9 protein-coding genes and 1 pseudogene are annotated in these 14,016 nt (G+C 50.4%); 3 read left to right on the top strand and 7 right to left on the bottom strand.

Annotated features, from left to right (window positions below):
• Nucleotides 1-548: 548 nt before the first annotated feature.
• From ACYVEA_RS09305 to ACYVEA_RS09295, 3 genes are all read right to left on the bottom strand, one after another.
• Nucleotides 549-1,565, bottom strand: coding sequence for a zinc-dependent alcohol dehydrogenase family protein (locus ACYVEA_RS09305; protein ID WP_461113156.1), 1,017 nt, complete (start codon nucleotides 1,563-1,565; stop codon nucleotides 549-551).
• Between the two features lie 112 nt (nucleotides 1,566-1,677).
• Nucleotides 1,678-2,799, bottom strand: coding sequence for a DUF6544 family protein (locus tag ACYVEA_RS09300; protein WP_461113155.1), 1,122 nt, complete (start codon nucleotides 2,797-2,799; stop codon nucleotides 1,678-1,680).
• Nucleotides 2,800-2,860: 61 nt separating this feature from the next.
• Nucleotides 2,861-3,850, bottom strand: coding sequence for a 2-hydroxyacid dehydrogenase (locus tag ACYVEA_RS09295; protein WP_461113154.1), 990 nt, complete (start codon nucleotides 3,848-3,850; stop codon nucleotides 2,861-2,863).
• 213 nt (nucleotides 3,851-4,063) lie between these two features.
• On the opposite strand from ACYVEA_RS09295, the gene ACYVEA_RS09290 reads away from it, so the two are divergent.
• The gene (locus ACYVEA_RS09290) at nucleotides 4,064-4,717 is read left to right on the top strand and encodes a BON domain-containing protein (protein ID WP_461113153.1); all 654 of its coding nucleotides are present in this window, start codon (nucleotides 4,064-4,066) and stop codon (nucleotides 4,715-4,717) included.
• A gap of 173 nt (nucleotides 4,718-4,890) precedes the next feature.
• On the opposite strand, the gene ACYVEA_RS09285 is transcribed toward ACYVEA_RS09290, so the two are convergent.
• From ACYVEA_RS09285 to ACYVEA_RS09275, 3 genes are all read right to left on the bottom strand, one after another.
• The gene (locus ACYVEA_RS09285; RefSeq protein ID WP_461113152.1) at nucleotides 4,891-5,370 is read right to left on the bottom strand and encodes a pyridoxamine 5'-phosphate oxidase family protein; all 480 of its coding nucleotides are present in this window, start codon (nucleotides 5,368-5,370) and stop codon (nucleotides 4,891-4,893) included.
• A gap of 150 nt (nucleotides 5,371-5,520) precedes the next feature.
• Nucleotides 5,521-5,652 (bottom strand): helix-turn-helix domain-containing protein, encoded by a 132-nt coding sequence (locus ACYVEA_RS09280; protein WP_461113151.1) that lies wholly within the window; start codon nucleotides 5,650-5,652, stop codon nucleotides 5,521-5,523.
• Between the two features lie 93 nt (nucleotides 5,653-5,745).
• Entirely contained in the window at nucleotides 5,746-8,265 is a 2,520-nt protein-coding gene (locus ACYVEA_RS09275) for a cation-translocating P-type ATPase (RefSeq protein WP_461113150.1), read from the bottom strand.
• Nucleotides 8,266-8,494: 229 nt separating this feature from the next.
• Here ACYVEA_RS09275 and ACYVEA_RS09270 point away from each other — a divergent pair.
• A pseudogene (locus ACYVEA_RS09270) lies at nucleotides 8,495-10,395 on the top strand (phosphoketolase family protein).
• Between the two features lie 109 nt (nucleotides 10,396-10,504).
• Nucleotides 10,505-13,084, top strand: coding sequence for a magnesium-translocating P-type ATPase (gene mgtA / locus ACYVEA_RS09265; protein WP_461113149.1), 2,580 nt, complete (start codon nucleotides 10,505-10,507; stop codon nucleotides 13,082-13,084).
• 117 nt (nucleotides 13,085-13,201) lie between these two features.
• Here the strand turns inward: mgtA and ACYVEA_RS09260 are convergent, their stop codons facing one another.
• Nucleotides 13,202-13,957 carry an SDR family NAD(P)-dependent oxidoreductase gene (locus ACYVEA_RS09260; RefSeq protein ID WP_461113148.1) on the bottom strand — a complete coding sequence of 252 codons (756 nt, stop codon included), beginning with the start codon at nucleotides 13,955-13,957 and terminating at the stop codon, nucleotides 13,202-13,204.
• Nucleotides 13,958-14,016: the final 59 nt, after the last annotated feature.

Raw genomic sequence — 14,016 nt, 5'->3', positions numbered from 1 at the left:
TTCAACATAACAGTCTGATATATAGACTATTTATAAATAATCATACAAAATACAGCTATGTAATCGTTTAGCTAATTATTACTAATTAGTAATACATCTGATAGAGAGCTTTTACCTGTAAAATCATTGGCGACGCCATCTACTCGCCGTATTCGTTGATGCTAGTTGCTTCTCTGCAAGGATGGCTAGTGGAAGTAAGAATTCGATTACAGGCTAGCTGGCGGGTGAGACTACGATTAAGCAGCACGTCAAGAAGTGAACAAGGATGGCACACGGTCACCAGTAAGTTTATGTAGTGTGATGATGATCCTCTCCGGGGTAAGTGACTGAAAGCCAGAGCTAATCGCGACCAGGACTGCGCCCGGCGGGCGAATCTGGTGCGATACAGAATCAGTGATATTCATGCGCTTAAAAACGCGACGCTGGAGTACTGTGGAATCGAGCCCGTCAATGTAAGACGCATTACACAGGTTCGATTTTTAAGTAAAGCACAGCGGAAACAGAAAATCAGGGAAATCTGCGATACTATTAAGCACGCCAGGGAGCCATTACATGACCAACACCAGGGCACCCCTGTTTTGCCCTTGCTTAACACGCCATAATGCTTCATTCGCCTGGGCGAGTGGATACGTTTGCACATCTGACAGAATGGGAATAGTGACGGCAAGCGTTAAAAACTCCTGGACATCGGCTCGCGTTACGTTAGCCACACTAACGATTTCTTTTTCCTGCCAGAGGTGTTCTGGGTAGTTCAGATGGAGCAGATACGCTTTATCCCTTTCTTCTTTTCGGATCGCGTTAATCACCAGTCGGCCGCCTGGTTTCAGGATACGTAGCGCTTCAACAATAGGTTTCCAGGCAGGTGTCGTGTCAATGACAACGTCAAGTAGCTGGCCAGGATCGTCGCCTGTGTCACCCGCCCACGTAGCGCCCAACTCGTAGGCGAACTGCCGCTCGGTTTCACTCCTGGCGAACACGTACACCGACGATTTCGGAAATTGATGAGCCAGCAACTTCAGCATCAAATGTCCGGATGCGCCAAACCCCGTCAGGCCGATGCATTGCCCGTCCTGTAGATTTGCCAGCCGTAATGATCGATACCCGATGGCCCCCGCACACAGGAGTGGAGCGGCCTGGGTGTCACTTAGCCCATCGGGAATAGGATACGCGAAAGGCTCTCCCACAACCATATAATCGGCGTAGCCGCCGTTAACGTCCCGGCCCGTCGCCCGAAATTGAGCGCATAAATTCTCTCGAGCCGACTGGCAGAATTCGCAGTGACCACAAGCAGAAAATATCCAGGCGACACCCACCCGGTCACCCGGTCGAAATCGGGTTGCCTCTTTCCCAACGGCATCCACCGTTCCCACCACCTGATGACCGGGCACCACCGGCAACCGGGGCGGTGCTGTTCGACCTTCTAATTCATCTAGTTCGGTATGGCAAACGCCACAGGCCGCAACGTGGACGCGAATTTCATTCGATTTCGGAACCGGCAATGGCAAATCCGTCAGTGTCAACGGTTTTTCTCCAGCCTCAAAAGGGCCAGTTTGGGATAAGATCATGGCACGCATCATATACCTTTTAATAGTATGTCAACTAAATCTGCTACGTTACGAACATAAAACTAACGCTGATGACGAGGCTTATTGTTTATTGTTCACCCGAATGGATTACCTAATAAAGCACTGGTGTGTTATAGTCGATAGCTGTAATTTCCCATTGGTAGTAGTTGAAATCGCCGGTAGGTAGCTTCCAGATGACGTCACCTTTAACGGGTATTACAATGCCATCCATTGACTTCCAGGCACGGGCCGGTATATACCAGTCCTCCTTCTGGCTCTGGGTATCATTCCTTTTATACCGTTTGGCAGAAACACTCACTAATCGATGCTGGGTATCAAAGGTGAAAATGGCGGAGGTTGTTACCCCTTTATAGCGCATGGTGGCCTGCGCCTGGTTAGCATCAATGGGTTGCCAGGTGATGAACGGACTAAGCGCTGCCGACGGGTACCAGCACATCTCGCTCAGATAACGCAGCAATTCTCCCTGATCTATTTTAGCATCGGACGCATTGACAATCGGAATACATGATAGGCCTTTTATCTGCATGCTGCCCTTGCCATCGACGTATTTATCAAGCCCCGCCAGCGGCAATAAGGAAAACATCTGCACATCAGCCTTCCAGACAAAGCCGGGTTTATCTACATCAATATATTGTTTGGCTGTGGTGGGCATCCACGTACCGTCGGGGCTGGTGCGCATCAACCCTTTTTGTTGAAGCCGGACAGAATGGACCATTTCTTTTCCTACAACGCCACTGGCTATCAGCCATTGTTGCACGGGCGTAGGCAGATGGATCAGCATTTCGCGGGTAATAACCTGACTGCCGTTAGTAGGCTGGCTTATTAACAGCCTTGCTTCCTGATCGGCAAACTGCTCAAATCGGTTATGCGCATGGGTCATCCCAATGACTAACGCGATGAGTACATTCACTACCGTACCAGCCTTTGCATCCGGCCAGTAGATAATAATGAGTGCCTGCGAAAGGACTACACTGACCAGCGCTACCGTCAGCCACCAGTCACGCTGAAGCCAATAAGATACTGAAGCCAGTAAAAAACACAGCCCCGTTATGAGCCACAGGATACCCATCAATTTAGAGGTTCCTGCCGACATCGTTATCAGCGACTTTCCACTCATCTGAGTACCAAGAGCCAGTGCCCACTGGTTCACAAAACCTACTACGTGAATCAGGCCATGGAGGAGTAATAGCGAAGCAATTACAAAGCGTAGCATAGTTAGCTTATACAAAAATTAATGGCTTGATATACAATCATTTGTCCTGACAGATAAGTTGTTAACACATCGACGCTTTGGTGACCATGATCATCTGCTGGCTATCGTAGAAAGTAAACTGGTTGAGTAAATTTCGCGCCATCTGCCGAAGGGCTTCTTCGGTCAAAAAGCCCTGATGCGCCGTTAGCAGTACGTTGGAGTGATTTCGCAATCGATTTAAGAGATCGTCCGCAATCGGTTTGTTGGAATAATCATAATGGAAATAGACTCGCTCCCGCTCATAAACATCAGCCGCGTAACCAGCTAACTGGCCGGCATCCAGGGCATTCAGGACCGCTTTGGTATCCACTAATCGTCCCCGGGCCGTATTGACCAGCACAGCACTGGGTTTGAGGGCCGCCAGGGTTTGTGCGTTGATAATATGGTCGGTGAGCGGTGTTAACGGACAATGGAGTGATAGGATGTCGGCTTGCGCCAGTAGGTCGGATAGTAATCGGTAGTGCGCACCCGCTTCCATGAGCTTTGGATTGGGTCGGACATCATAAATCAATACGTGGCAACCAAAGCCCAGCATAATCCGCGCAAATACACTTCCAATACGTCCCGCGCCGATGACCCCCACCGTTTTCCCGTGGAGGTCGTTGCCGATCAGTCCATCAATGGAAAAGTTGCCCATATGAACGCGCTGGCTGGCTTTGGGCAAGTGCCGAACCAGACCCAGCAATAACGTAACCGCCTGCTCGGCCACCGAGTAAGGCGAATGTCCAGGCGCGTGTAGAAGGGTCATGCCCAGGTCGGCCATCGCTTCCTGATCGACGTTATCCAAACCGACGCTACGCATACCCACAACCGAAATACCCTGTTTTTTTAGGATTTGCAGGACAGGACGGCTGAGGTCATCATTGACGAAGGCGCAAACGGCTCTATGTCCCTTAGCCAGCTCGGCTGTTTGTAGGGTCAGTGCTTGCGGGATGTAGGTAATCGAATGGTTGACGGACGAATCAAACCAGGTTTGCTCAAAAGGCAGAGCGCTAAAAAAGGCGATGTTCATGGCACAAAGCAGCTATGTTTAAGCAAAATTGGCTTTCACGGTAACTATGCCTTATGATGCCGATCAGGGAGTAGTATGATTTTATCTCATTACAGCTGTTTTGGATTCGATATGGGACTGCTTCAAATCAGCAGGCTTGCTGAAGTAGGTCATCGTCGGCTGGTGAGCCGTCTTTTAGTTTTGAGCTGTTTTTCAATCAAGCCAAAAACCACTATGAAAACCGATGAAACCTTACAAAAGGATGTGATGAGCGAATTACGCTGGGAACCCGTGCTGAATGCGGCTGAAATTGGCGTAGCCGTGAAAGATGGCGTGGTTACCTTAACGGGCGAGGTAGATAATTACCTGATGAAAATGGCGGCTGAACGAGCCGCCAAGCGCGTAAAGGGGGTTACCGTGGTGACGCAGGAAATCACGGTGAATTCTGTGTTTGGCGGGCACAGCGACGAAGAAATTGGGCAGGCCATTCTACGGTCTTTTGACTGGCACAGTCAGGTGCCCCAGTCTATGATTAAAGTAAAGGTCCAACGGGGATGGGTGACGCTTGAGGGGGAAGTTGACTGGAATTATCAGTCACAGGCCGCCGAACGAGCCGTCGAAACTATTTCCGGCGTAAAGGGCGTATCGAATCTAATTCGGGTTAAACCTCAGGTAATTGCCCAGGACGTAAATTTAAAAATTATCGATGCCCTGAAACGAAATGCCGTCGTGGAAGCGCAGCAGATCAAGGTTGAAACGAATGGCAATAAAGTAATCTTACGCGGCAAAGTTCATTCCTGGGCTGAACGAAAAGAAGTAGAGAATGCGGTTTGGTCCGCACCGGGGGTACTGATTGTCGAGGATGATCTGGTCGTTACGACGTACTAGCTATTTGAAAATTCACTCAAAAAGCACTCCACCCGAGAATCTCGGGTGGAGTGCTTTTTCTTTAATAATTCAAACTAGCAGATAAGCCTTGGGTGAAAACGGGATTATATAGTATGTATCGTTGCACTACGTCACTATTTATGGACGTAGCGGATTGTCTGTCAGAAGAAATACTAGGCTGTATGACTCTCGGAAATTTGAGGCAGGTCGAGGGACCGCTGATAGCAGCGCCCCGTTTTGCTTACGATCTTAATTCGGTAAACAACCGGATAGACCACTTTATGACCCCTTGGCGACTCGACACCCGGATAGCCAAACCGTTCGTCAGCAAAGACTGGAATCTTGCGTTGACGCAGGAAAAAAAGGGCATCTTCCCGCTCGTCACCCTGCAATTCCTCATAAATCCCTTCAATAACTACGCTTCGCCAACTGGCCTGGCTGACTACCTCGTCAATCTCAAACGCTACGTTAGGGTTTTTATGCAGCAATTGCGTTTTGGTGCCCTCCCGAGTTAGCCCGTAAATAAAGTGCCCGTCGTAGTAATACATAACGGGTTCAATTAGAACCCGGTTATTGGCGGAACAGCCAATCCGGCCGAAGTACTGATTGATCAGCATCGTTTCGATCACATCGGAAGATAGTTCGCTCAGCATGAGGTTGGGTAGCAGGCTGTTTTATAGGGAACCGCCACTCTAAAAGTACCCTACTGACAAGCCATAAAGAATGCTGACGGTCAGTCAACCAGCTGATTATTGACAGCCCAGGTTTGACCAAGAAGTCATTGCTCAGGCTACGCAGAATAGTTACCAGTTCGCCTGGCGCAGCTTCTCGGGTTGTAGCATCCGAATACTGCCCGACGAGTTTATCTCGATCAGGCCATCCTGCCTGAACTCACTCAGAGTACGTATCAAGGATTCGGTAGCCGTGCCGGTCATGCAACTGCCTGCATTTGTGCTGGTCAGCCAGGGTACGGAGTTATGGTGGCACGAAGGGCTGCCTCCCGAGAACGTACTGAATTTGATTGAGCCTTATATTGTATAAGAAACTGTTTGTTCGGTTTCGCGTTTCCTCCATTTATACACTTCTACCCAAAACGTACCGGCAAAGCTAGCCAGCAAACACTGGCCCAATTGAACACGGCTTAACGGCGCAAACTGCATAAATGAGCGGATAGCAGGAACAAATAAGGAGACAGCCAGGATAAATACGGTAATACCGAGGACGCTCCAGAGAACTGGATTGTTTTTTTTTAGGGTCTGTAGTAGTGAATCCCGATTGGATCGACTTACCAGCGTCAATCCAATGTTGCTCAAGACCAGCGTCGAAAACGTTATGGTTCTGACCGTCTCTATGGACTGTCCCTGTTGCATACCAAAATAATAAACCATCAATGTAGCGAGGGCAATCAGTAATCCCTGAATAATACTCATACCCAATTCATTTGCCGTTAAAAAAGTGGTGCTTAGCGGACGGGGTGGCTGATGCATCAATCCCTTTTCGGCAGGTTCCTGCTCAAAGGCGATCGAGCAAGTTGGCCCCATGATCAGTTCCAGCAGAATGATATGAATGGGACTTAACAGGTTAGCATACTGCCAGTTGACTAGTAGCGGCAACGTAACGATCAGAATGATGGGAATGTGAATGGAAATAATATAGGCTACCGCCTTTTTAAGATTCTGGTAGATGCGACGTCCGAGCGCAATGGCCTCAACCATGCTGGCCAAATCATCTTTCGACAGAATAAGCGATGCTGCCTGTTTGGCTAGTTCAGTACCGCGCTGACCCATAGCTACACCAATATGGGCGGCTTTTAAAGCAGGCCCATCATTGACACCATCGCCCGTCATGGCGACGATCTGTCCGTTGGCTTTGAGTGCCTCAATGACTCTCAGTTTGGCCTGGGGCAGCATACGGGCAAATACACGTATCGAGCCCACCTGCTTCCGTAAGGCTTCGTCGGATAAGAGCATTACCTGCACACCCGTCAACACCTGATTGTCATCCGTCAAACCGACTTGCCTGGCAATAGAAAGAGCGGTTTCAGGCGAGTCACCGGTAATCAGTTTAACGGCAATACCCGCCTGTTTAAACTGATCAATAACCCAACGGGCATTCGGCTTCGGCGGGTTCTCGAAGGCAAGTAATCCTATAAACGACCAGGTAAAATCGTCCTGATCAGTTGGATACGTAGCACCAACCCACTCGCTACTGGCTACGCCCAATACCCGGAAGCCTTCGGCCGCTAGCTGGTTCGCCTGCTGTAAAATAATAGCCGCTTCGGGTTTGGTTAAGCGGCAAACCCGAATGATTCGTTCGACGGCTCCTTTGCCCGCAACCTGTACAGTGCCCGCTTTTGGGTCATATACATGCGTCATCATGGGGGGCGTTCCCGATAGTGGATACTCGTGTACCAGGGGACGCTGGCAGGAATCACCGGGCGGATGATGCGTCCGGTATGCCGTCAGAATCGCTTGTTCCATTGCATCAAAGGGTTCGGGTTCGCTAGCCCAGCGGGCACAAGCTAGTACGTCCCAGGCAGCCGCCGAAATTACTTCCGACAAGGGAACAATACGTTGCTCGGAACCGATATAAAGTTGAACCAGCGACATGCCTTCCTGGGTAATCGTTCCAGTTTTATCGACGCAGATGACGGAGGCCGATCCTAAACTTTCAACAGTCTGTGGTTGCTTGGTCAATACGCCAAATTTCGCCATCCGAGCTGCTCCCAGCGCCATAAAGCTGCTAAAAGCCACCGGAATTTCTTCGGGTAGAATTGTCATGGCCATCGTCAGCCCAAACAGCAGGGATGTGACCCAGTCACCGGAATGAGCGAAATTAACCGCCCAGACCAGCAAAAAAGCACTCAGGCCGATCAACGCCATTCGGTTCACAAACTGGTGAATCTCTTGTTGCAGGGGTGTTTTTTCAACCATAATGGCTTGGAGTGAACGGCCCAGTTTACCTAGTTCGGTGTTAACCCCCACAGCATTGATGCGAATATAAATACGACCCGAGGTGATCACCGTTCCCCCAAAACAAGGTGTGCCAGCTTCCGTTTTAGGCAGAGGAACTGATTCCCCCGTCAACATGGCTTCATCGACGGAGCAATCGTTAGCCTGAAGCAATACCCCATCCGCAGGAATAGTTTGACCTTCTGTTAGCAGCACAACGTCGCCCACCACCAACTGCTCGGTGGGTAAGCTGATCAGTTGGGAAGTACGCAGCACTTGAACCGTGGCCTGGGTTAACTGCCTGAGCACCTGCATCGCCCGGTCACTACGAAGGGTTTCATATACCGAAAGAGCCGCTACCAGTAACATCGCGATGCCCAACGCCACTCCTTCTCGCCATTCTCCCAGAAATCCATAGATGGCGCAGGCTCCGGCTAACAAGCCAAACATAGGTTCGGTAATAATGTCTTTTAAAAGACGCCAGTCCGTTGACGGATCGGGCACAATATTAGTGCCGTAGCGCTCCCGTGATGCATCAACCTCAGGGGGCGTTAGGCCGATTAGGCTGGAAGTGGGTATAAGCACAGGAGACGCCATTGCCGGGCTAAGTATTTAGTAATCACAAAGCTGCAACCAGCTGATTGTAAGGAGTCTGACTTTCGTCAGTAGCGTCTATGAGCTTACTCAGGCTAGTAAGGTAATTTTCGTATCGACCACTGAGTAAAGTCAGACGAACGCCTAAGGCCTGTCAGTTTAGCGCGCTGGGCTGGATGCCAAATTTGTCCTGAGCCAACGTCCGAATTACTTGCCCTTCTATACCCCTTTCATGATAAACCAGACTATTGACATCTCAACGACTGAGCCGACGCACCAGCGACTTGCCAACCTGCATCGCTACTGGCAGGCCACCAATTACCTCGGCGCTGCCCAACTCTACCTACGTGACAATGGGGCTGTACTGCCGATTCTGCACATCAACGGGTGCAAACTGTCGGGCCCAACGATTTATGGGCGCATGAGTCATAATGCGCTGACGAATCTGTTTACGGGCTATGGCTATCAGGTACGTATCGTTGGCGGCAGCGATCCCATGCAGGTTCACACGGCTATGTGGCAGGCTATGAACTGGGCATATGAAGAAATCCAGACCATTCAACGGAACGCCAGAGCGGGACTGCTGACGGGCGTACCGCCCTGGCCCCTGCTGATTCTGGAAACGCCAAAAGGGTGGACGTGCCCGCTGACCGTTGACGGTCAAGCCATGGAGAACACCTCGCATGCTCACCAGTTACCCGTTGCCGACCCGGCGGGCAAACCTGCTCAACTGGCTACGCTGGAAACCTGGCTCCGCAGTTATCGTCCACAGGATTTATTTGATGGCATGGGGCGGCCTTTCCGGAATGTCATTAGCGATTGTCCAACTGACGCCCGACGTATCGGCATGAATCCACATGCTAATGGAGGACAGTTGCTGGTAGGCCTCGAACTTCCAGATTACACCCGTTATGCGGTGGACGTATCGTCGCCCGGCGAATCTACGCGGGGCAACGAGTCCGTCGAAGGGACGCATACGCTGGCGCGTTATTTACGCGACGTGTTTTGTCTGAACGAAACGGCTCAAAACTTTCGCATCGTTTGCCCGGATGAAACAACGTCGAATCGCATGACACCGCTCTTTGACGCTACACAGCGGGCCTGGATGGGACCGATGGTCGAAACGGACGAGTATCTGGCACCCGATGGCCGGGTGATGGAAATCCTGAGTGAGCACACTTGTCAAGGCTGGCTGGAAGGCTACTTACTGACGGGCCGACATGGGCTTTTTGGGTGTTACGAAGCGTTCATTCCTTTGGTCGATTCAATGCTGAACCAGTACGCTAAATGGCTGAAAGTGAGCAAAGAGACGACCTGGCGTAAACCGCTGACCTCCCTTAATTACCTGCTCACGTCGCACGTTTGGCGGCAGGATCATAATGGCTATACGCACCAGGTTCCCAGTTTCATTAATTCGGTGGTGGCCAAGAAAAGCTCGGTTGCCCGAGTATATCTGCCACCCGACGCCAACTGTCTGCTGTCGGTAACGGCTCATTGCCTCCGCAGTCGCGATTACATCAACCTGATTGTAGCGTCCAAAGCGAGTCAGGCCCAGTGGTTGTCTATCGAAGAAGCGAGCGAGCATTGCCGTCGGGGCATGTCGATCTGGGCGTGGGCGGGCAATCCCGGGCATGAGCAGCCCGATGTCGTACTGGCTGCCGCGGGCGATGTACCGACCAACGAGACTATTGCGGCTGCGGCTATTCTACATCAACACCTCCCTTCCCTTCGGGTACGGGAGGTGAACGTAGTGGATCTGTCAACGATCATGCCGCCGGAGGATCACCCGCACGGTTTTCCAGAAGCGGCTTTCGTCCAGCTCTTTACGCTTGACTGGCCCGTGATCTTTACTTTTCACGGCTACCCGACGCTCATTCATGAATTGCTGCATCACCGGACGAATCCTACCCGGTTTCATGTTCGGGGCTATGTAGAAGAAGGTCGTACCACGACCCCTTTGATATGCTCATGCAGAACAATATGAGTCGCTACCAACTAGTACTGGCTGCCCTGAAGCATATCAATAAGCATCCCGGCATTCAGGTGCTGACCCAATGGTGTCAGAACAAACTTGCTGAACATGCTGCCTATATCCGACGAGAAGGACAGGATATACCTGAAGTGAGAAGTTAAGCTTGCTTTTCTACGGTACGATTACTAGACAATCAATCAGGTATAATCGCGCGTATTGAAACAACAAACCAACACCAGTAGAAAGTTACGGGTGTGGCATCATTCTACTATGGACAAGCTATCGCTCTCTTCGCCACCAGTTGAACAACTTTATCGTGCGCTTCACTCATCGCCAGATGGGCTAACGACCCGTGAAGCGACTAACCGCATCCGGGAACAACGCCAGCAATTGCATACGCAAAGTCGCTTCCGTCGTGAGTTGGCCTTGCTGGTCCGTCAGTTTACCAGTCCGCTGGTACTGCTCCTGGTGGTAGCGGTTATTTTGTCGGCGATGCTGGGCGAAACCTCCGACACACTCATTATTCTGGTCATTCTGCTGGCAACCGGTTTTTTGGGATTCTGGCAGGAAATGAATGCCGGGCGCGCCATCGAAAAACTACGTTCAATGATTGCCATGAAGCATGCAGTCCTACGCGATGGGCAGGAACATCAGGTGCCTACCGAGGAAGTTGTGCCGGGCGACGTAGTGATTTTCAATGCGGGCGACAGTATTCCCGCCGATTGCCGGATTCTGGACAGCAATGAACTGCACGTCGATGAGAGCTCGCTAACCGGCGAGTCTTATCCCGTTGAAAAGATGGCCGGAACGATTGCCGAAACGTTGCCTTTGAATCAGAAAACCAACTGCCTTTGGCAAGGTACCAACGTGATCAGCGGTTCTGCCCGAGCGATGGCGGTGCAAACCAGTAGGCAGACCCTATTCGGGCAGATGACCCACAGTCTGGCACAAACGCAGGAAACGGCTTTTGAAAAAGGTATCAAACGCTTTGGCTACTTCCTGCTGCGGATAACCATTACGCTATCGCTGGTCATTCTGGCGGCCAATCTGTACTTCAAAAAGCCTTTTTTCGATTCCGTCCTGTTCTCGCTGGCTCTCGCTATCGGGATGGCTCCTGAACTGTTACCCGCGATCATGACCTTTGCGATGTCGTCGGGGGCCAGGCGCATGCTGAATAAGAAAGTAATCGTCAAAAAACTGTCCTCTATTTTCAATTTTGGGGAAGTAACAATATTGTGCACAGACAAGACCGGCACCATTACGGAAGGAACGGCTACGGTTAGTGATATGGTAAACTGGCAGGGAAAATCCGACGAACGGGCTAAGCTATATGCATACCTGAATGCTTCTTTTCAGCAGGGTTTTACCAACCCCATCGATCAGGCCATCACGTCCTTACACCTGCCGATTGATGACTATCAGAAACTGGATGAAATTCCTTACGATTTCATTCGGAAGCGGCTCAGCATTGCCGTACAAAAAAGAGAGCAACGATTTTTTATCACCAAGGGCGCGTTAAGCAACGTACTGGATGCATGTAGTCAGGTTGAAGCACAGCCCGGTCAGCCGGAACCCATTAACGATTCTATTCGGAAGTCAATCGAAGATCGCTTTGCTACGTACTGTCAGGCCGGGTACCGGGTGCTGGGCCTGGCCTATAAGCCGTTGACTACGGCTAAAATCAGCCGGGATGACGAGACGCAAATGACATTCTTAGGCTTTATTCTTCTGGAAGATCCGCTCAAAGAAAGTGCCCTGGCGTCTCTCAACCAGCTCCGGAAATTGCAGGTAGCCGTAAAAATCATTACGGGCGACAACCGGTTTGCGGCTCTACACACGGCTCAGGCTATCGTAAACAATACACCCGTCATGCTAACGGGCAGCGAGTTAGATCAGTTAACACCGGAAGCCTTACGGGTCAAGGCGCTCCAAACCGACGTATTTGCTGAAATCGAACCACACCAGAAAGAACGGATCATCAAGGCCCTGCAACAGGCCAGAGCGACCGTTGCCTATATCGGCGATGGAATCAATGACGTAGCCGCCATTCATGCCGCCGACGTGGGGATCTCGACCAGCAATGCGGTCGACGTAGCGCAGGAAGCGGCCGATTTTGTGCTGTTGGAAAAAGATCTGTCGGTACTGGCCGACGGTATTCTGGAAGGGCGCAAATCCTTCGCCAACTCGATGAAGTATATTTTTATCACTACGGGCGCTACGTTCGGCAATATGTTCAGTGTGGCGGGGGCTTCCCTGCTGCTGTCGTTTCTGCCGATGCTACCCAAACAAATTTTGCTGACCAATCTAATCACGGACCTGCCATTTCTGACCATTGCTTCCGATGAAGTTGACGAAGACCAGTTGACCAGGCCGCTGCAATGGGATATGAAGCAGATTCGTAATTTCATGATTGTGTTTGGGTTACACAGTTCCCTCTTTGATTTCATTACGTTCTATACCCTCTTCCAGTATTTCCATCTGTCGGGTTCGCCCTTTCAAACGGGCTGGTTTATTGAGTCATCGATTACCGAACTGCTGATTCTATTCATTATTCGTACCCGGCACTCATTTATTAAAAGCAGACCCGGAAAATGGCTGGTGATAACCGGGTTACTAGCGGTAGTAATTACCATTTATTTGCCAATTTCTCCCCTGGCACCCTTGTTAGGCTTTTCAGTCGCTCATGTCCAACAAGTAGTGGCGCTGACTCTAATTCTGATCGCTTACGTCATAACGGCGGATTGGCTGAAGATGCTGTTTTTTCGATTCAATAGTGGGGTGAAAAAAGAATCATTAGACCAAGTTAAACTCATCTTACCCAACCAAGAAACCATTATCACCCTGCACTAGAGGCATCTTCAGGTGCGATACTCTTACGTACAATCAAGACATTGATTTGCAGATATTTACTAAAATTCAACGGCTTGATTACACGTAAAAATCATGAATCTAATTGGTACTTATCTCTTATTTAGCCAGATAACCGCCGTCGACGGGGTAATAGGAACCTGTTACAAACGAGGCTTTCTCCGAAGACAGCCAGACCACCAATTCTGCCACTTCTTCCGATCGACCAAGCCGACCGATGGGATGAAGATCGACCAGCGCTTCTCTAACTTCGTTTGGCAATACGCCCAGCAATGGCGTGTCAATGAAAGCGGGACCAACGGCGTTGATACGGATGCCTTTGGGGGCGTATTCAATGGCGGCCGTCTGGGTTAGTCCAATGATGCCGTGTTTGGCCGCTACGTATCCGGGCGACTGAGCTGTACCTACCTGACCTAGAATAGACGCCATGTTCACAATAGAACCTGGGCTATTCTGTTTCAGCATCGCTTCCAGTTCATACTTCAAGCAATAGAAGACACTGTTGAGGTTGACGTTGATAATTTTCTGCCAGCCTTCCACCGAGTAATCCGCGGTTAAATTCAATTCACCCCCAATAGCCGCATTGTTGAAAGCAATATCTAAATGACCAAAGGCAGAAATAGTTGCCTGAATAAGGCGTTGGCACTGGGCTGCGTCGCCTACATCGGCCTTGAAAAAGTGAGCAGCCCCACCAGAAGAATTGATTTGGTCAACCACTTCCTGCCCTTGAGTTTCATTCACATCCGAAAGCATCAGATGCGCACCATGCTGACCATAGAGTAGGGCAGTCGCTTTGCCAATCCCAGAAGCCGCCCCCGTTACCAGGGCCGTTTTTCCTAGTAAGTCCTTGTCCATAACAGTCCTTTTTGATTTGTGCCTTCAATGACTGGCTATTTTACCCAACCCAGCCGTTT

Source organism: Spirosoma jeollabukense (genome assembly GCF_054777855.1).
This window is presented reverse-complemented; position numbering and strand designations above follow the sequence as displayed.